Here is a 19189-nt window from a genome sequence, read left to right as displayed (position 1 = left end):
TCCTTAGCGTGGTCCGGGTCCGGGGGTCCTGCCGGAGTACTCCCCGCTGATGGCGTCCGCCGTGCGGCGCACCAGCGGCAGCAGGGTGAGGAGTTCGTCGGCGGTGACGACGACGTTGGGCGCCGACACCGACATCGCGGCGACGACCCGCCCGTCCGCGCCCCGCACGGGCGCCGCCACGCAGTTGATGGACTCCTCGTGGCCGCCGAGGTCGGTGGCCCAGCCCTGTTCGCGCACCTTCTCCAGCTCCTTGAGGAAAGCGGGGGCGTTGGGCGTCGAACGGGACGTGTAGAGGGGGTAGTCGAGCCGCTCCGCGAGGGCGCGGCGCTCGGGCTCGGGGAGGTCGGCGAGGAGCAGCTTGGCGACGGCGGCGACGGTGAGGGCGACCGGCTTGCCGATCCGGGAGTACATCCGCACCGGGTAGCGGCTGTCGACCTTGTCGATGTAGAGCACCTCGTTCTCCTCGTGCACGGCGAGGTGCACGGTGTGCCCGCACTGCTCGTTCAGCCGTACGAGGTGGGGGTGGGCGATCTCCCGGATGTCGAGGTTCTCCATCGCCTCCTGGGCGAGCGCGAAGAGCCGGGCGCCGAGCCGGTAGCGCTGGTCGGACTGGCGGTAGACGAGGCCGTGGTCGTGCAGGGTGCGCAGCAGCCGCAGCGCGGTGGACTTGTGCACGCCGAGGCGGTCGGCGACCCGGCCGAGGTCGGCGGGGCCCTCGGCGAGCAGCGGCAGGATGCTCAGCGCGCGGTCGACGGTCTGGCTCATGGGGTGGGTACCTCCTCCTCGCCCGGCTGCCGTACGCGGCCGGTCCAGCCCGGGGCGAGTCGAAGTCTCCCCCACGTGGCGTCGTCCACGGCGCACAGCCGGTCGGCGTGGTCGCGGGCGGGCGGCGCGGCGAGGTCGCCGGGGACGGTGAGCGCGGCGGCGGCCCAGAGGTGGCCGTGCCGCAGCCGGTCCCGTGGGGGCAGCCCGCGCAGGGTGGCGGAGAGGAACCCGGCGGCGAAGGCGTCCCCGGCGCCGACCGCGGCGACGACGTCCACGGCGGGCGCGGGCACGAAGGTGGCGTCGGCCCCGTGGAAGGCGGTGGCCCCGGCGGGGCCCTGCTTGACGACGAGCACCTCGGGCTCGGGCAGCGCGGCGCGCACGGCGCGCGGGTCGTCGTACCCCCACGCCTCGTCGGCGCCGACGAAGACCAGGTCGGCGCGGCGCGCGAGGTCGCGCAGCACGGCGGCGCCGTCGCCGTCCCGCCACAGGCCGGGCCGGTGGTTGACGTCGAAGGACACCAGCGGGCGCCCCCGCCCGGGCCGCGTCAGCTCCCGTACCAGCTCCAGGCAGCCGTCGGAGAGCGCGGCGGTGATCCCGGAGAGGTGCAGCACCCGCCCGGCGCGCACCGCCGCGAGGTCCACGTTGCCCGGTGCCATCGCGGAGGCCGCCGACCCGGCGCGGTAGTACGCCACCTCGTGGGCGTCGGTGGCGCGGTCCCCGGCGGTGCGGAAGTAGACGCCGGTGGGGCGGGCGGGGTCGCGGGCCACGGACGACACGTCGACGCCGTACGCGGCGACGGCGGCGACCAGGTGGTCCCCGAAGCCGTCCGCGCCGACCCGGCTGACCCAGCGGGCGCGGTGTCCGGCGGCGGCCAGCGCGCAGGCCACGTTGGACTCGGCGCCGCCGATGCCCCGCGCGAAGGCGGGGACGTCGGCGAGGCGGCCGGGGCGGGAGGGCAGGAAGGTGACCATGGACTCGCCCAGCGCGACGACGTCGAAGGGCTCGTGGTCGGTCACGGTCGTCGGGTCTCCTCGGCGGCGGGCGGGTGCGGGAGGCTGCTGTCCGTTGACCCCGCTGGGCCGAGATGTTAGACAGCGACAAGCGATATACGCAACGAGTGTTGCACCCACCGCAACACCCCTGATCAGGGAGAACCCATGAGCCCCGAGGCGCTCGCCCGACTCGCCGAGGAACGCATCGACCACCGCTTCAAGGGCCTCCCGCCGGACGCCGACGGACTGACCGTCGGTGAGCTGGCCGCCCAGCGCCGCTCCCTGTTCACCGGCGGCTTCACCACGCCCGTGCTGGCCCTGTCCGCCGAGCGCCTGGAGCACAACCTGAGGCTCATGGAGACCTACGCGGACCGCCACCGCCTCGCCTTCGCCCCGCACGGCAAGACGTCGATGGCCCCACAGCTCTTCCAGCGCCAGCTCGACCACGGCGCCTGGGGCATCACCCTCGCCGTGCCGCACCAGGTGCGGGTGGCCAGGGCGTTCGGCGTGCGGCGGGTGTTCCTCGCCAACGAGCTGGTCGACCCGGCCGCGCTGCGCTGGGTCGCCGCCGAACTCGCCGCCGACCCGGACTTCCGCCTCGTCGCGTACGTCGACTCGGTGCGCGGCGTGCGGCTGATGGCAGAGGCGCTGCGCGGCGCCGCCCGCCCGGTGGACGTGGTGGTGGAGCTGGCGGCGGGCGACGGGGCGCGCACCGGCGTGCGCACCGAGGCGGAGTGCGCCGAGGTCGCCGACGCGGTGGCGGCCGTCCCGGACGCGCTGCGGCTGGTCGGGGTCGCCGGGTACGAGGGGGAGGTGCCGCGGGCCACCCCGGAGCGGGTGCGGGCCTGGCTGGAGCGGCTGGTCGCGCTCGCCGTCGACCTCGACGCGGCGGGCCGGTTCGCGGGGGTGGACGAGATCGTCGTCAGCGCGGGCGGCAGCGCCTGGTTCGACGCGGTCGCGGACGTCTTCGCGGAGGTTCCGGAGCTGTCCGCGCCGGTGTTGAAGCTGCTGCGCTCCGGCGCGTACGTCTCCCACGACGACGTGCACTACCAAAGGCTCACCCCCTTCAACCGGGTCCCGGAGGAGGGCGCCCTGGAGCCCGCGTTCCGGCTCTGGGCGCAGGTCGTCTCCCGCCCGTCGGCTCAGCAGGCGTTCCTCAACGCGGGCAAGCGCGACGCCGCCCACGACCTGGACCTGCCGGTCGCCCAGGTGGTGCGCCGCGACGGCGGTGAGCGCCCGGCGGCCGGGATCGAGGTGACCGCCCTGTCCGACCAGCACGCCTGGCTGCGCACCACGCCGGAGGCGGACCTCGATGTCGGGGACTGGGTGGGCCTCGGGCTGTCGCACCCGTGCACGTCGTTCGACAAGTGGGAACTGATCCCGGTGGCCGAGGCGGACGGCACGGTGGTCGACTACGTCCGCACGTTCTTCTGAGCACCTGAGCCCGTGAGCTTCTGAGCCTCTGAGAGGGGAGCCCCACCGCATGACAGACCTCGTCTTCCGGGACGCCGACGTCGTCGACGGCTCCGGTGAGCCCGCGTACCGCGCGGACGTCGCGATCGACGACGGCCGGATCGTCTCGATCGTGAAGGAGGCCGCGGCGGCGGGCTGTCAGCGCCCCACCGCCACCCGCGAGCTGGACGCGGAGGGCCTCGTCCTCGCCCCCGGCTTCATCGACATGCACGCCCACAGCGACCTCGCCCTGCTGACCGACCCGGACCACGGCGCCAAGGCCGCGCAGGGCGTGACGCTGGAGGTCATCGGGCAGGACGGGCTGTCGTACGCCCCGGTCGACGACCGCACCCTGGCCGAGGTGCGCCGGGCGATCAGCGGCTGGCACGGGCCCGGCGACGACGTCGACTTCGACTGGCGGTCGGTCGGCGAGTACCTGGACCGCCTGGACCGGGGCGTCGCGGTGAACGCCGCGTACCTGGTGCCGCAGGGGACCGTGCGCGCGCTGGCGGTCGGCTGGGAGGACCGGGAGGCGACGCCCGCCGAGCTGGACCGGATGCGGCGGCTGGTGGCGGAGGGGCTGGCGCAGGGCGCGGTGGGCATGTCGTCGGGGCTGACGTACACGCCGGGCATGTACGCGCGCGACGCCGAGCTGACGGAGCTGTGCCGGGTGGTGGCGGAGTACGGCGGCTACTACTGCCCGCACCACCGCTCCTACGGCGCCGGGGCGCTCCAGGCGTACGCGGAGGTGATCGCGCTGGCCCGGGAGGCGGGCTGCCCGCTGCACCTGGCGCACGCCACGCTGAACTTCGGCGTGAACGAGGGGCGGGCGCCGGAGCTGCTGGCGCTCCTCGACGAGGCCCTGGCGGCCGGTGCGGACATCAGCCTGGACAGCTACCCGTACACGCCGGGCAGCACCACGCTGGCCGCCCTGCTGCCGAGCTGGGCGAGCGAGGGCGGCCCGGAGGCGGTGCTGCGGCGGCTGGCCGACGAGGAGACCGCCGAGCGCGTCCGGCACGACCTGGAGGTGACGGGCGCGGACGGCTGCCACGGGGTGCCGGTGGCGTGGGACACGGTCGAGGTCTCCGGGGTGACGGACCCGGCGCTCGCGGAGTACGTCGGCCACACGGTCGCGGAGTCGGCGCGGGCGCGCGGCGAGGCGCCCTGGGCGACCGCGCGCCGACTGCTGCTGGCCGACCGGCTCGGGCCGACGATCCTGCACCACGTGGGGCACGAGGAGAACGTACGGGCGGTGATGCGCCACCCGGCGCACACCGGCGGCTCGGACGGCATCCTCCAGGGCGCCAAGCCGCACCCGCGGGCCTACGGCACCTTCCCGCGCTACCTGGGCCGGTACGTGCGGGAGCTGGGCGTGCTGTCGCTTGAGGAGTGCGTCGCGCACCTCACCTCACGCCCGGCGGCCCGGCTGCGGCTGCCTGACCGGGGGCTGGTCCGCGAGGGGTACCGGGCCGACCTGGTGCTCTTCGACCCGGCGACGGTGGCGGCGGGCGCGACCTTCGAGCAGCCACGCGCCCTGCCGGTCGGCATCCCGCACGTCCTCGTGGACGGCCGGTTCGTGATCGAGGACGGGCGGCGCACGGACGTCCTGGCGGGGCGGTCGGTGCGGCGCACGCCCCGCTGAGCGCCGCTCCGCTACTTGGGGTTGCGCCCGTGCCCGTTGCCGGGCTTGTCGTCGGAGTTCCCGGGCTCGCCGCCCCCGGCGGGCGGGGCCGTGGTGGGCGCGGTGGAGGTGGCGGGGGCCGTGGAGGTCGCGGGGGACGACGGCTCGTCGTCCTGGCCGTCGTCGGCGCCCTTGGTGGCGCTCGCGGAGGGTGAGGGGGTCCTGGACGGCGCGAGGCCGCCGGTGCCGTCCGACGCGCTCGCGCCCGGCTCCGGGCCGGTGCCGGTGTCGTCGGCGGACGGTACGCCGGTGCGGTCCTGGTGGTCCTCGGAGCCGTCCGCCGAGGAGCCGGAGAAGGAGAACCCGACGATCAGCGCGGCGGCGCCCACCGCGCCCACGGCCCCGGCGGCGACGGCGGCCCGGCGCGTGCGCCAGGCGCTGGGCTTGCGGCGCGCGCCGCGGCCGTGCCGGGAGCGGACGACGGGCGCGTGCGTCGCCTCGGGCGGCAGGACGGCGACCGGAGCGTCCTCCGCCCCGGCGTCCGGGTGGTCGGCGGTGCCGACCGGGGGCAGCTCGCGCGTCTCGTCGTACGCGCTCTGCCAGCCGTGCGCGACGGCCGGGTCGGCGTACTCGTCGTACGACGGGGTCTCGGCGGCCTGCGGGTGGTAGACCTTCGGGGCCTCGTCGTCCGCGGAGGGCTGCGGGAGGTGCTCGGGCATGGCCGGGCATTGTAGGGACTGAAGGGGCCGCTGGGACAGCGATCGGCGATATCCGGACATACCGCGCTGTCTCGCGTGGCGGATAACACCACCCATGGAGCGTTACGCCGCCGTAAGCTCCCAGACATGCAGGTGATCCAGTCGACCAAGCTCGCCAACGTCTGTTACGAGATCCGGGGCCCCGTGCTGGAGGAGGCGATGCGGCTGGAGGCCGCCGGTCACCGCATCCTCAAGCTGAACACCGGCAACCCGGCCGCGTTCGGCTTCGAGTGCCCGCCGGAGATCCTGGAGGACGTGCTGCGCAACGTCTCCACGGCCCACGGCTACGGCGACGCCAAGGGCCTGCTGGCCGCGCGCCGGGCGGTCGTGATGCACAACCAGACCCTCGGCATCGAGACGGACGTCGAGCACGTCTTCATCGGCAACGGCGTCTCCGAGCTGATCACGATGGCGATGCAGGGCCTGCTGGACGACGGCGACGAGGTGCTCGTACCCGCCCCGGACTACCCGCTGTGGACGGCGGCGGTGTCGCTGTCCGGGGGCACGGCGGTGCACTACCGCTGCGACGAGCAGTCGGACTGGATGCCGGACCTCGCGGACGTGGAGCGCAAGGTCACCGACCGCACCAAGGCGATCGTCATCATCAACCCGAACAACCCCACGGGCGCGGTGTACGACGAGGCGGTGCTCAAGGGGCTGACCGACATCGCCCGCCGCCACAACCTGCTGGTCTGCTCGGACGAGATCTACGACAAGATCCTCTACGACGACGCCGTGCACATCCCGACCGCGTCCGTGGCGCCGGATCTGCTGACGCTCACCTTCAACGGCATGTCGAAGGCGTACCGGGTCGCCGGGTACCGGGTCGGCTGGATGGCGATCTCCGGGCCGCGCGCGCACGCGGACTCCTACATCGAGGGCCTGACGATCCTGGCGAACATGCGGCTGTGCGCGAACATGCCGGGCCAGCACGGGGTGGTCGCCGCGCTCAGCGGACGCCAGTCGATCAAGGACCTGGTGCTGCCGGGCGGGCGGCTGAAGGAGCAGTTGGACGTCGCCTACGAGCTGCTGACGCGCATCCCGGGGGTGACCTGCGTCCGGCCGAAGGGGGCGCTGTACCTCTTCCCACGGCTCGACCCCAAGGTGTTCAAGATCAAGGACGACCGACGGATGGTCCTCGACCTGCTGCGCCGCGAGAAGATCATGGTGGTGCACGGCACCGGCTTCAACTGGCCGGAGCCGGACCACTTCCGGGTGGTGACGCTGCCCACGGCCGGGGACCTGCGGGACGCGGTGGGCCGGATCGGGAACTTCCTGGACGGCTACAGCCAGCCTTGAGCGCACCTCACGGAACCAGCCCTCTTTAGACGAGGTCTAATGTAGGATGGCTTCTGTCGATGCGGCAGGAGGCCATCCCATGTACGAACCGATCCGCACCAAGTCGGTCCACAGCACGATGGCGGACGGCACCCCGGACTTCCCGCACCGCACCCGCGAGGAGGAGCTGGACATCCAGCTCGCGGGCCATCTCGCCGCCCTCCTCGCCGTCACTGACGAACTGCGCGCGCACGCCCCGTCCGACGACCTGGACACCGCCGCCGACCGGCTCGCGCGGCAGGTCACCCGGCTCCGCGGGGGCAGCGCACCGGCGCGCGCCCCGCTGACCCCCGCCACCGGCGAGCCGCACCTCGCGGCCCTGCACCGGCGGGCGCACACCCTCGCCGGACGCGCCCTGGTCGTCGCCGCCTCCCGCGCCGACACGGCCGCCGCGATCCTCACCGCCGAACGCATGGACGCCCACGCCGCGGCCCTGGAACCCCGGGAACTGACCGCCCACTAGCCCGCCTCGGGCCCTCAGACGGCCCCGGTCCGCGTGCACCCGCAGCGACGCGCGGACCGGGCGCCACACACCCCCCGCCGCTCCCGCGCGCACGGCGCACGGGAGCGGCGCCCGTTGTGTACCGGGACCGGTACGTCACCCCCCGTTCACCCTGGGCGACGGGGAACGTTGGATTCCGCGAGCACGCTGCCCGCGTGAAGAGAATCGCAGGCATCGTCCTCGCGGTCCTGCTGATCGGCGGAGTGGTGGCAGCCGTCGTAGCGGGCCGGGACAGCGGGGACCAGGGCGCGGCAACGAAGACCGTGCGCGCGGTGATCGGCTCGGAGAAGGCGGACTTCTTCGCCGACCCCAAGGTGGTGGACGCCCTGGCCGCCGAGGGCTACACCGTGCGGACCGAGACCTCCGGCTCCTGGGCCATGGAGGACCTGGACCTCAAGGGCTACGACTTCGCCTTCCCCTCCAGCCAGGCCCCCGCCGACGAACTCGCCGGGAAGCTCGGCGCGCGGCAGCCACTGCCCCGCCCCTTCTACTCGCCGCTCGTCGTCGTCGCCCACCGCAACGCCGCCGGGGTCCTCGCCGCCAACGGGCTGGCGACCCTGGACGGCGGGCGGGGCAAGGGCGTGCTGAAGATGGCCGCGTTCCTGGACGCCGCCCGCGAGGACCGCACCTGGCAGGAGCTGAAGGGCACGGAGGCGTACGGCGAGCTGACCGGCACCCTCTACATCACCACCACCGACCCCGTCAGCTCCAACTCCGGCGCCCTCTACCTCGCCGCCGCCTCCTACGTCGACAACGGCGGCCGGGTCGTCGCCAGCGACGCCGACGTCGCCCGCACCGCGCCGCTGCTGCGGAAGCTGGTCACCGTGCAGGGCGCCCAGCAGCCCAGCTCCGACGCCGCCTTCCGGGACTTCGTCAGCGGCGTCGGCAACCCGCTCGTCCTGGTCTACGAGTCACAGGTCGCCGCCCTGCTCGCCGACGGCGGCCAGGACGCCGCCGGTGACCTGACCGTGCTCTACCCGGACACCACCGCCAACAGCGACCACACCGTCGTACCGCTCACCGAGGACGGCCGCGCCGTCGGCCGTCTCCTCGCCACCGACCCGGAGCTGCGGAAGCTGGCCGTCCGGCACGGGTTCCGCCCGCAGGGCGCGACCGCCGAGTTCACCACGGCCACCAGCGACCGCACCGACCACCTCAACCAGCAGCTCACCGGCATCCGGCAGGCGCCCGTGCCCACCTCCGAGGTGCTGCACGAGATGGCGCGCCGGGCGCGCGGATAGGGGGACAGCGACCATGGACAACCGGTACGACCAGAGCACCGGCTTCGGCCACGGCCTCGGCCACGGCGCGAGCCAGAGCATCAGCCAGAGCAGCAGTCAGAGCACCCCGTGGGGCAGCGACGACACCTTCACCCTGATCCCGCCCGAACCCGTCGCCGCCGTACCGCCGGAGCGGGCCGGTGGGCTCGTCCCCGTCGACGAGGCGACCCGCGCCGAGATGGCCCGCAAGGCCGCCGACTACGTCGCCTCGCTCGCCGCCCTCGACGCCCGCTCCCCCGAGTTCGCCGGGAAGGTCGGCGAGATCACCGCGCTGGGCGCCGGGGAGATGCGCACCGCCGCCGCGCAGTCCAACCGGATGCTGGAGCGGACCGTGCGCAGCCTGCCCGCCCAGGGCGGCGACGCCCAGACCCGGGTCGCCGGGTCGCTGGTGGAGCTGCGCCGGGTCGTGGAGGACCTCGACCCGCGCGACCTGGCCGTGAGCAAGGGCCGCAAGCTGCTGTCCCGGCTGCCGGGCGGCAACCGGCTCCGCGACCACGTCGCCAAGTACGCCTCCGCGCAGGGCACCCTCAACCGGATCGTCGGCGCGCTCCGCGGCGGGCAGGACGAACTGCGCCGCGACAACGCCGCCCTGCAGACCGAACGGGTGCGGCTCTGGGAGACCATGGGCAAGCTCCAGGAGTACGTGGTGCTCACCGAGGCCCTGGACACCGCCGTCGAGCGGCACATCGACGGGGCCGACCCGCGACAGGCCGACGCGCTCCGCGCCGACGTGCTCTTCCCGGTCCGGCAGAAGCACCAGGACCTGCTCACCCAGCTCGCGGTGTGCGCGCAGGGCTACCTCGCCATGGACGTCGTACGCCGCAACAACGACGAGCTGGTCAAGGGCGTCGACCGGGCCGCCACCACCACCGTGTCCGCGCTGCGCATCTCGGTGATGCTGGCCTCCGCGCTCGACCACCAGAAGAAGGTCGTCGACCAGGTGAACGCGTTGCGCGGCACCACCGAGGACCTGATCCGCGCCAACGCCGAGATGCTCACCTCGCAGAGCGGCGAGATCCAGCGGATCGCCGCCGACCCGGCGGTGGGCGCGGAGACGCTGCGGACCGCGTTCCAGGAGATCTACCGCACCCTCGACACCATCGACACCTACAAGGCACGGGCCACCGAGGCGATGGCGGCGACGGTGGAGTCCCTCACCGCCGAGATGCGGCACGCGAGCGCCTACCTGGAGCGCAGCCGCTCCCAGGGCTCGCTGGACGGGGGCTCTCTGGACGGGGGCTCTCTGGACGGGGGCGCGGCATGAGACGCCGACGCCTGCTGACCGTGCTGCTCGCCGCCTGCGCGGTCCTGACCGCCTGCACCGGGCAGGACGGCGACGACGGCGACACCGCACCCGCCTACCAGCGCGGCACCCTGCGCGTCCTCGCCTCCAGCGAGCTGGGCGACATGACGCCGGTGCTCGACCAGGTCCGCGAGGAGACCGGGATCACCGTGCGGCCCACCTACATGGGCACCCTCGACGCCGTGGACCTGCTGGCGCGCGGCGCGGCGGACGGCACCTACGACGCGGTGTGGCTGGCCTCCAACGACTACCTGCGGCTGCGGCCCGAGGCGGCCGAGAAGGTCGTCTCCGAGACGCCGGTGATGTCCAGCCCGGTCGCCATCGGCGTCAGGCCGGACACCGTGGCCGAGCTGGGCTGGCAGCCGGAGGACGTGACCTGGGCCGACGTCGAGCGGGCCGTCCGGGACGGGAAGCTCACCTACGGCATGACCGACCCGACCCGCTCCAACTCCGGCTTCGCCACGCTGGTCTCGGTCGCCTCGGCGCTGTCCGGCGCCCAGTCCGCGCTCACCGACGCCGACGTGCGCCGGGCGACGCCCCGGCTGAAGGAGTTCTTCCAGGGCCAGCAGCTCACCTCGGGCTCCTCGGGCTGGCTGGCGCAGGCGTACCAGCGGCGCGGCACCGTCGACGCGCTCCTCAACTACGAGTCCGTACTCCTCGGCATCCCCGACCTGACGGTGATCCGCCCCCGCGACGGCGTCATCACCGCCGACTACCCGCTGTCGTCCCTGCGCTCCTCCAACGCCACCGCCCGCGAGGACGTCCGGCGGCTCGCGGAGGCGCTGCGCGAACCGGAGGTCCAGCGGCAGATCACCGGCACCACGCACCGCCGCCCGGTCGTCGCCGCCGTACCGCCGGGCCCCGGGCTCGACCCGGCGCGCCGCCGTGAACTGCCGTTCCCGGGCAGCCGTTCGGTCGCCGACGGCCTCCTCGACAGCTACCAGAACGAGCTGCGCCGCCCGTCGCGGACGGTGTACGTCCTCGACACCTCCGGCTCGATGCAAGGTGACCGGCTCGACCGGCTGAAGCAGGCCCTGACCGACCTCACCGGCGACTTCCGGGACCGCGAGGAGGTCACGCTGATGCCGTTCGGCTCCCAGGTGAAGGACGTCCGCACCCATGTCGTCGACCCCGCCGACCCCGCCCGGGGCCTGGACGGCATCCGCCGCGACACCGAGGCGCTCTCCGCCTGGGGCGACACCGCGATCTACACCTCCCTGGAGCGGGCCTACGACCATCTGCGCGCCGACAAGGACACGTTCACGTCCATCGTGCTGATGACGGACGGCGAGAACACCACCGGCGCCGACGCGGGCGCCTTCGACTCCTTCCACGCCTCCCTCACCGGCGCCCAGCGGGACATCCCCGTCTTCCCGATCCTGTTCGGCGACTCCGACCGGGCGGAGCTGGAACACATCGCCGACCTGACCGGCGGCCGTCTCTTCGACGCCCAGCAGGGCTCGCTCGACGGCGCCTTCGAGGAGATCCGTGGCTACCAGTGACCGGTCCGTGCCGCGGCGCCTGTCGGCGTACGTGGAGTCCCGGAAGAACCTGACCGGCAGCGTGTGCGGGCTGCTGGGCCTGGTGCTGACGTTCACCGGGGTGGCGGGCCCGTACTGGCCCGTGGTGGTCTTCGGCCTGTACGGCGCGGGCGCGCTGATCGCCCCGCCGGAACGGCCCCCGCTGCCGGACTTCCCCAGCCCGTCGGAGCAACTGGACGCCGTGCGCGCCGACTTCGACCGCCTCGGCGGCTACCTGGCCGACGTGGAACTCCCGCCCACGGTGGCCGGGCGGCTCACCGCGCTGACGGAGCTGCTGGGCGCGCTGCTGGCGCCCGGCTGGGTCGCGGAGGCGCTGGCCGCCGACCCGGAGGGCGTGCACACCGTCTCCCGGGCGGTGCGGCAGGACGTCCCCGAGGCCGTCGACGCGTTCGTGCGCACCCGCTGGTGGCACCGGATGACGCCGGGCCAGGAGCCGCCGGAGCGGCACCTGGAGCGGCAGCTCGGCCTGCTCCACGAGGAGGCGGAGCGGCTGGCGGCGGACCTCAGGGAGGCCGAGGCCCGCCGCCAGGAGTCGCACACGCGGTACCTGGAGGACCGCGGCGGGCTCAGCGGGTGACGTACACCGTCGCCGCCGCGGTGGACGGCTGGTGCAGGTCGTCGCCGGGCCAGCTCACCGTGTAGGTGGTCTCGCGGCGGGTGCGCGGCAGGTCGTCGATGGTGAAGGTGCCGTCCGCGGCGACCGTCACCGACGACAGCGTGCCCGAGCCGAGCCGGTCGGTCCGCTCCACCTTCAGCGTGGCCCGCTCCGGCAGCGCCTTGCCCTGCGCGGTGAACGTGCCGGTGATCCGCACCCCGCCGGACAGCGACGCCTCCGCCGGGGCGGTCAGCGCGATCGCCGTGGGCGCCTTGCCGACGGTCACCGTGTGGGTGAGGTCGGTGGCGGGGCGGTGGGTGAGGTCGCCGAGGAAGGAGACGGTGTAGGTGGCCTCGCCGACCAGGTCGGGCTCGTCGAGGACGGTGAAGGTGCCGTCGGACCTGACGGTGGCGGTGCCCAGGTCGTGGGTGCCGGTGGCGTCCGTGCGGGTCGCCCTCACCTTCAGCGGCTCGCTGGGCGCGGGCCCGTCCAGCTCCAGCCTGCCGCGCACGGCGAGCGGCTCGCCCGCGACGGCACCGGACGGGCTGTGGGTCAGCTCACCGGCGAAGCGGGTGTCGTACTGCACGGCCGGGGGCTGGATGACGTGCAGCCAGTACTGGCTGCCGCTGGCGTTGGTGGTCACCGCGAACAGCCGGGAGCCGTCCGCGGACCACTCCAGGCCGCGCGGCGCGACCCGGTCCCCGTCGAGGCTGCCCTCGAAGGCGAACTCCAGCGGCGCGGTCGCGTCGGTCGGGTCGGCGGGCTGGACCAGCAGGTCGGGCGTGGCACCGGTGGCCGCCGCGCCCCGGGCGACGTACGTGCCGTCGCCGCCGAAGGCGACCGCGCTGGCGGTGGCCCCGGCCGGGAGGGCGGGGTAGCCGGTCGCCGCGTCGGAGAGGTCGGCGGTGTTGAGCAGCCGGGTGCCGTAGGAGGCGTCGGCGACGGCGACCTTGCTGCCGTCCGCGGAGAACGCCATGTCCTTCAGGTTCAGCGCGCCGCGGCCGTCCGCGTCGGCGAAGCGGCGGGCGGCGTTGCGGACCAGCGTGTCACCGCTGGCGTCGAAGACGGTGAGGAACGGGTTGGCCGCCCGGGCGTTCAGCGGCTGCCCCATCAGCATCCGGTCCCCCGCCCCGGCCTCCAGTTGGAGCACCCCGAAGTCGTTCCAGCCGGTGCGCGTGTAGGTGGTGCCGGTGAGGGTGTCGAGGTTCGTCGGCACCGTCGCGCACGAGTCGGTGGTGCCGTACGGCGTGGTGAAGTGCAGTCGGCCGCCGGACTGCGCCAGCGAGCGCCCGCAGATGTCGACGGAGACGTTGGTGGTGCCGGTCTGCTGGTGGGTGGTGGTGTCGAAGGCGAGGATCTGGGTGCGCCCGCCGACGTACAGCGTGGAGCTGTCGGCGCTCAGGGCCAGGCCGGAGACGTAGTACTGGGTGCTGATGGTGGTGACGCGTTCGCCCTGGAAGTCGTATACGGCGATGTTCCCGGGGTTGTAGTAGTAGTCGGTGTTGCTGTCCGCGACGTAGACGCGCTGGTGGACGGAGTCCACGGCCATCGCGGAGTAGGTGCTGATCGGCAGCTTGGCCACCACGTCGGAGGCGGCGGCGTGGGCCGCGGGCGCGACGGCGACGGTGAGTCCGGTCCCGGCGAGCGCGGCGGCGAGGACGGTGGCCGCGAGTCGTCTCGGACGGTGTGCTGTATTCAACTGTGCCCCCCACAGGCTGTGTTGAGTCCCACCGGACACGGCGGGACTCGTGTGTCACCCATGTAACAGGGGTGAAGATCATGTGATCAAGGGGGCGCACCGGGGGCGGGTGGCACGGGAACGGCAGCACGCCCCGCACGCCGTTGTGCGGGGCATCGGTTCGTGACATGTGTGCCGCCGCCCGCGGCCGACCGTGACGATCGCTGGTCAGGGCTCCCATCGAGGGGTCGGCCGCGGGGGTTCTTGGGGGGAGGGCGTCAGCCCAGGCGCCGCACCAGGGCGCGGTACTCGTCCCACAGCTCCTTGGGCGTGTGCTCGCCGAAGGTGTTGAGGTGGTCGGGGACGAGGGCGGCCTCCTCGCGCCACACGTCCTTGTCGACGGTGAGCAGGAAGTCCAGGTCGCTGTCGGACAGGTCGAGGCCGTCCGTGTCGAGGGCGCCCTTGGCGGGCAGCACGCCGATCGGCGTCTCCACGCCCTCGGCCTTGCCCTCCAGACGCTCCACGATCCACTTCAGGACGCGCCCGTTCTCACCGAAGCCCGGCCACACGAACCGGCCCGCGTCGTCCTTGCGGAACCAGTTGACGTAGTAGATCTTCGGCAGCTTGGACTGGTCCTTGCCCTTGGCGACGTCGACCCAGTGGCCCATGTAGTCGCCCATGTTGTAGCCGCAGAACGGCAGCATGGCGAACGGGTCGCGGCGCAGCTCACCGACCTTGCCCTCGGCGGCGGCGGTCTTCTCGGAGGCCACGTTGGCACCGAGGAAGACGCCGTGGTTCCAGTCGAAGGACTCCGTGACCAGGGGGACGGCGGTGGCGCGCCGCCCGCCGAAGAGGATCGCGGAGATCGGCACGCCCCTCGGGTCCTCCCACTCCGGCGCGATGATCGGGCACTGCGCGGCGGGGACGGTGAAGCGGGCGTTGGGGTGCGCGGCGGGCGTCCCGGACTCGGGGGTCCAGTCGTTGCCCTTCCAGTCGGTGAGGTGGGCCGGGGGCTCCTCGGTCATGCCCTCCCACCACACGTCACCGTCGTCGGTGAGGGCGACGTTGGTGAAGACGGCGTTGCCCCACAGCGTCTTCATCGCGTTGGCGTTGGTGTGCTCACCGGTGCCGGGCGCGACGCCGAAGAAACCGGCCTCGGGGTTGATGGCGTACAGGCGGCCGTCCTCGCCGAAGCGCATCCAGGCGATGTCGTCGCCGATCGTCTCGACCGTCCAGCCGGGGATGGTCGGCTCCAGCATCGCCAGGTTGGTCTTGCCGCAGGCGCTCGGGAACGCGGCGGCGACGTACTTCGCCTCACCGCGCGGCGGGGTCAGCTTCAGGATGAGCATGTGCTCCGCGAGCCAGCCCTCGTCGCGGGCCATCACGGAGGCGATGCGCAGGGCGTAGCACTTCTTGCCGAGCAGCGCGTTGCCGCCGTAGCCGGAGCCGTAGGACCAGATCTCGCGGGTCTCCGGGAAGTGGGAGATGTACTTGGTCTGGTTGCACGGCCAGGGGACGTCCTGCTGGCCGGGCTCCAGGGGGGCGCCCAGCGAGTGCACGGCGCGCACGAAGAAGCCCTCGTCGCCCAGCTCGTCCAGGACCGGCTGGCCCATGCGGGTCATGGTGCGCATGGAGACGGCGACGTACGCCGAGTCGGTGATCTCGACGCCGATCGCGGACAGCGGCGAGCCCAGCGGTCCCATGCAGAAGGGCACGACGTACATGGTGCGGCCCCGCATCGAGCCGCGGAACAGGCCCTTCTCCCCGCTGAAGATCTCCCGCATCTCGGCGGGGTCCTTCCAGTGGTTGGTGGGACCGGCGTCCTGCTCCTTCTCGGAGCAGATGAAGGTGCGGTCCTCGACGCGGGCGACGTCGGTGGGGTCGGAGGCCGCGTAGTAGGAGTTGGGGCGCTTGATCGGGTCGAGTTTCCGGAAGGTGCCCTGCTCGACGAGCTGCCCGCACAGCCGCTCGTACTCCGCCTCGGATCCGTCACACCAGACCACGTTGTCCGGCTGGGTCAGTTCGGCGATCTCGTTGACCCACGAGATCAGTTCCTGGTGCTGGGTGGGGATGACGGGGGGAGCCGCGATATCGCGCGCCACGATCGCTCCTAGGTGAGGGTTTGTCGTGAGGGATATGTCGTTGTCTGCCCCGTGGGGGCCGCGACCCGGATGCGTTGCCGTGCTTGCGCGCTCATCCGGTGCCGACCGCACTCATATGATCATGCGATGCGAGTGCCCATCTGTCCAGAGGGCCTCACAACTGAGCAACGTGACCATTGCCACGTATGAAATGTCACTTTAGGTGCACTTTGCGTTCACTCGACTGTCTCTTTACGCCAACCGGAACCCGGTGCACCGCCCTCAACTCCCGTGAGACGATGGCCACTACCAGCCGGGGACTGATCCGTAACTTACGGTTCCGTAGGTACGATGTGGGCATGACTGCGTCCGCCTCCGACGCGCCCCTGGAGACGCAGGCCGTTGGCCGCGCCTCCGCCGCGCTCTCCCTGCCGCACCCGATCAAGCCGAAGCTCCGAGGCTGGCTGCATCTCGGCATGTTCCCGGCCGTCCTCATCGCGGGCCTGGTGCTCACCGCGCTGGCCGACTCCCCCCGAGGACGCCTGGCCTGCGGGATCTACGCCCTCACCGCGTGCCTGTTGTTCGGCGTCAGCGCGCTGTACCACCGGGGCAACTGGAGCCCCCGCATGGACGGCGTCCTGCGCAGGCTGGACCACGCGAACATCTTTCTGATCATCGCGGGCACCTACACCCCGCTGACGATCCTGCTGCTGCCGGACACCAAGGGGCAGTGGCTGCTGTGGGGCATCTGGGCCGCCGCGCTGGCCGGGATACTGTTCCGGGTCTGCTGGGTCGGCGCCCCGCGCTGGCTCTACACCCCCTGCTACATCGCCATGGGCTGGGCGGCCGTCTTCTACCTGCCCGACTTCATGCGCGCGGGCGGCATCGCCGTACTGGTCCTGGTGATCGTCGGAGGCGTGCTCTACAGCGCGGGCGGCGTCATCTACGGCATGAAGCGCCCCAACCCCTCGCCCCGCTGGTTCGGCTTCCACGAGGTCTTCCACTCGTTCACGCTGGCGGCGTTCATCGCGCACTACGTGGGGATCTCGCTGGTGGCGTACCAGCACGCGTAGCGGCTCCCGACAGCTCCTCCCTTCATGGCCACGGCATGTAAAGCCGTGGCCATTTTTGCTGCGCCCACCACTCTCCTGGCCCACGCATTGTTGACAGAGGATAGTGTTTGACAGTTACTCTCATTTCATGGCTACTGTCATCGTCCCGGTCGAGCCGAGCCACGACCCCCGCCGCTGGTGGGCCCTGGCCGCGCTGGTCGCGAGCACCCTCGTGCTCGGCTTCGACCTGACGATCCTCAACGTGGCCCTGCCGACCATGGCCGCGCAGCTCGGCGCGGGCACCGACGAACAGCAGTGGGTGGCGGACGCCTACGTCGTCGTCTTCGCGGCGCTGATGCTCCCCGCGGGACTGCTGGGCGACCGGTTCGGGCGCCGCCGGATGCTGGTCACCGGGCTCGTGGTCTTCCTCGCCGGGTCCCTGCTCGGCGTGTTCGCCGCGGACGTGCACACCGTCATCGCGGCCCGGGCCGTGATGGGCGTCGGCGGGGCGCTGGTGATGCCGCTGGCGCTGTCCGTGCTGCCCACGCTGTTCGGGCCCGGCGAGCGCCCCCGGGCCGTCGGCGTCCTGTCGGCCGCCTCCGCGCTCGGGATGCCGCTCGGACCGATCCTCGGCGGCTGGCTGCTCGACCACTTCTGGTGGGGCTCGGTCTTCCTGGTCAACGTGCCGATGGCCGTCATCGGCATCGCGGCCTGCCTGTTCCTGCTGCCGGAGACGAAGGACCCCGCCGCCCCCAGGGTCGACCCGGTCTCCACCGCGCTCACCACCGCCGGGCTCGGCACCCTCGTCTACGCCATCATCGAGGCGCCGGGACGCGGCTGGGGCGACGCCCACGTGCTGGTCCCGCTGGCCGGGGCGGCGCTGCTGCTCGGCGCGCTGGTGCGCCGGGAGCGGCGGACCGCGCGCCCGGTGCGCGACCTCGCCCTGCTCGGCGACCGCGGCTTCCTGCTCAACGCCGGGACGGCCACGCTGGTGACCTTCGTGCTGGCCGGGCTGCTGTTCCTGCTGCCGCCGTACCTCCAGGCCGTCCTCGGCCACGACGCCTTCGGCACCGGGCTGCGGCTGCTGCCCGTGATGGGCGGGGTGCTGCTCGCCGCGCGGGCCGCGCAGCCGCTGGTGGAGAAGCTGGGCTCGCAGACGGTGGTGAGCGCGGGCCTGGTGGTGCTGGCGTTCGCCGCGTTCCTCGGCAGCCGTACGACGGTGGACTCCGGGTACGGCTTCACCGCGCTGTGGCTCTCCCTGGTCGGCGTCGGCTTCGGCTTCTCCATGGTCCCGGCGATGGACGGCGCGCTGGCCGCGCTGCCCGCCGACCGCTCCGGCAGCGGCTCCGGCCTGCTGATGACCCTGCGCCAGGTGGGCGGCGCGATCGGCATCGCCCTGCTGGGCAGCCTCCTCGCCGGGGTCTACCGGGCCGGGCTCGACGTGCCCGGGCTCCCCGCCGCGGCCACCGAGACGGCCGGTCAGTCGGTCGTCGCCGCGCACCTGCTGGCCGAACACACCGGCGCCCCGGCCCTCGCCGCGTCCGCGAACGCCGCGTACGTGCAGGGCATGGCCGTGGTGCTGCTGGTCTGCGGGACGGCGGCACTGGCGGCGGCGCTGCTGGCGGCGGCGTTGCTGCCGGGGCTGGCGACGGCGGGTGGGTCGGGGGGCGTCGGGAGCCGGGCGGGGCAGGCAAGGCAAGCTGGGCAGACCCGCCAAACCGGGCAGAGCGGTCCACCGGATCAGGCCCACCGGATCAGGCGCACCGAGCGTGACGGGCGCGACGGGCGCGACGGGCGCATCGGGCATGTCGTAGGACGGAGCGGAAGCTGATGATCGACATCGAGGAGTACGACGGCGGGTACCTCGCCACGGAGACGTACGGCGGCGGGTACGGCGCCACCGAGACGTACGGCAGTGGTTACGGCGCCACCGAGACGCACGGCAGTGGTTACGGCGCCACCGAGACGTACGACGGCGGATACCTCGCCACGGAGACGTACGACGCCGGATACCTCGCCACGGAGACGTACGACGCCGGAAACCTCGCCACCGGGGAGCACGCTCCCCTCACCGACGACCACGTGCCCGCGCCCCCGCCCCCGGCGCCGACGCTGGCGCTCGCGCTGCGGTGTCGGATACCGGTGGGCGTGCCGGAGCCGACCGGGCAGTCGCCCTCCCACGGCATCGGTCCCTCATGGGAAGTGTGACCGCCGCCTGACATCCTGATCGG

Annotated in this window: 16 protein-coding genes; 11 read left to right on the top strand and 5 right to left on the bottom strand. The window is 73.2% G+C overall.

Features of this window, described 5'->3' with window-relative positions; translation table 11 throughout:
• Positions 1-3: 3 nt before the first annotated feature.
• Together ACFQZ6_RS22850 and ACFQZ6_RS22845 are read right to left on the bottom strand one after the other, a co-directional pair.
• Entirely contained in the window at positions 4-765 is a 762-nt protein-coding gene (locus ACFQZ6_RS22850) for an IclR family transcriptional regulator (protein ID WP_381611957.1), read from the bottom strand.
• The gene (locus ACFQZ6_RS22845; RefSeq protein WP_381611955.1) at positions 762-1781 is read right to left on the bottom strand and encodes a sugar kinase; all 1020 of its coding nucleotides are present in this window, start codon (positions 1779-1781) and stop codon (positions 762-764) included. The genes ACFQZ6_RS22850 and ACFQZ6_RS22845 overlap by 4 nt, the downstream gene beginning before the upstream one ends.
• A 141-nt stretch (positions 1782-1922) precedes the next feature.
• On the opposite strand from ACFQZ6_RS22845, the gene ACFQZ6_RS22840 reads away from it, so the two are divergent.
• Together ACFQZ6_RS22840 and ACFQZ6_RS22835 are read left to right on the top strand one after the other, a co-directional pair.
• On the top strand, positions 1923-3191 hold the full coding sequence (locus tag ACFQZ6_RS22840; RefSeq protein WP_381611953.1) for an amino acid deaminase: 1269 nt from the start codon (positions 1923-1925) through the stop codon (positions 3189-3191).
• Between the two features lie 49 nt (positions 3192-3240).
• On the top strand, positions 3241-4851 hold the full coding sequence (locus ACFQZ6_RS22835) for an N-acyl-D-amino-acid deacylase family protein (RefSeq protein ID WP_381611951.1): 1611 nt from the start codon (positions 3241-3243) through the stop codon (positions 4849-4851).
• Between the two features lie 11 nt (positions 4852-4862).
• Here ACFQZ6_RS22835 and ACFQZ6_RS22830 read toward each other — a convergent pair whose 3' ends face one another.
• Positions 4863-5549 carry a hypothetical protein gene (locus ACFQZ6_RS22830; RefSeq protein ID WP_381611949.1) on the bottom strand — a complete coding sequence of 229 codons (687 nt, stop codon included), beginning with the start codon at positions 5547-5549 and terminating at the stop codon, positions 4863-4865.
• 126 nt (positions 5550-5675) lie between these two features.
• Between ACFQZ6_RS22830 and ACFQZ6_RS22825 the strand changes: the two genes are divergently transcribed.
• The 6 genes from ACFQZ6_RS22825 to ACFQZ6_RS22800 all read left to right on the top strand — a co-directional run bounded on the left by ACFQZ6_RS22825 (position 5676) and on the right by ACFQZ6_RS22800 (position 12129).
• Positions 5676-6887, top strand: coding sequence for a pyridoxal phosphate-dependent aminotransferase (locus tag ACFQZ6_RS22825; RefSeq protein WP_381611947.1), 1212 nt, complete (start codon positions 5676-5678; stop codon positions 6885-6887).
• Positions 6888-6966: 79 nt separating this feature from the next.
• Positions 6967-7389 (top strand): SCO4983 family protein, encoded by a 423-nt coding sequence (locus ACFQZ6_RS22820; protein WP_381611946.1) that lies wholly within the window; start codon positions 6967-6969, stop codon positions 7387-7389.
• A gap of 194 nt (positions 7390-7583) precedes the next feature.
• Positions 7584-8669, top strand: a complete 1086-nt coding sequence (locus ACFQZ6_RS22815) for a hypothetical protein (RefSeq protein WP_381611944.1) — start codon at positions 7584-7586, stop codon at positions 8667-8669.
• Positions 8670-8682: 13 nt separating this feature from the next.
• Entirely contained in the window at positions 8683-9972 is a 1290-nt protein-coding gene (locus ACFQZ6_RS22810) for a toxic anion resistance protein (RefSeq protein WP_381611942.1), read from the top strand.
• Entirely contained in the window at positions 9969-11513 is a 1545-nt protein-coding gene (locus tag ACFQZ6_RS22805; protein ID WP_381611940.1) for a substrate-binding and vWA domain-containing protein, read from the top strand. The genes ACFQZ6_RS22810 and ACFQZ6_RS22805 overlap by 4 nt, the downstream gene beginning before the upstream one ends.
• Positions 11514-11544: 31 nt before the next feature.
• Positions 11545-12129 carry a hypothetical protein gene (locus tag ACFQZ6_RS22800; RefSeq protein ID WP_381618558.1) on the top strand — a complete coding sequence of 195 codons (585 nt, stop codon included), beginning with the start codon at positions 11545-11547 and terminating at the stop codon, positions 12127-12129.
• Here ACFQZ6_RS22800 and ACFQZ6_RS22795 read toward each other — a convergent pair.
• Positions 12119-13846 carry an Ig-like domain repeat protein gene (locus ACFQZ6_RS22795; protein WP_381611938.1) on the bottom strand — a complete coding sequence of 576 codons (1728 nt, stop codon included), beginning with the start codon at positions 13844-13846 and terminating at the stop codon, positions 12119-12121. The genes ACFQZ6_RS22800 and ACFQZ6_RS22795 overlap by 11 nt on opposite strands.
• Positions 13847-14103: 257 nt before the next feature.
• Entirely contained in the window at positions 14104-15927 is a 1824-nt protein-coding gene (locus ACFQZ6_RS22790; RefSeq protein WP_381611936.1) for a phosphoenolpyruvate carboxykinase (GTP), read from the bottom strand.
• 338 nt (positions 15928-16265) lie between these two features.
• Between ACFQZ6_RS22790 and trhA the strand changes: the two genes are divergently transcribed.
• The 3 genes from trhA to ACFQZ6_RS22775 all read left to right on the top strand — a co-directional run bounded on the left by trhA (position 16266) and on the right by ACFQZ6_RS22775 (position 19166).
• Positions 16266-16979, top strand: coding sequence for a PAQR family membrane homeostasis protein TrhA (gene trhA, locus ACFQZ6_RS22785; RefSeq protein ID WP_381611934.1), 714 nt, complete (start codon positions 16266-16268; stop codon positions 16977-16979).
• A gap of 127 nt (positions 16980-17106) precedes the next feature.
• Entirely contained in the window at positions 17107-18789 is a 1683-nt protein-coding gene (locus ACFQZ6_RS22780; RefSeq protein WP_381611932.1) for an MFS transporter, read from the top strand.
• Positions 18789-19166, top strand: coding sequence for a hypothetical protein (locus ACFQZ6_RS22775; RefSeq protein ID WP_381611931.1), 378 nt, complete (start codon positions 18789-18791; stop codon positions 19164-19166). The genes ACFQZ6_RS22780 and ACFQZ6_RS22775 overlap by 1 nt, the downstream gene beginning before the upstream one ends.
• The last annotated feature ends 23 nt before the right edge of the window (positions 19167-19189 follow it).

The organism is Streptomyces flavalbus (assembly GCF_042674625.1).
GTDB classification, from domain to species: domain Bacteria; phylum Actinomycetota; class Actinomycetes; order Streptomycetales; family Streptomycetaceae; genus Streptomyces; species Streptomyces flavalbus.
Note: the sequence above shows the minus strand (reverse complement) of the source record. Positions and strands in the feature narration are given on the sequence as shown.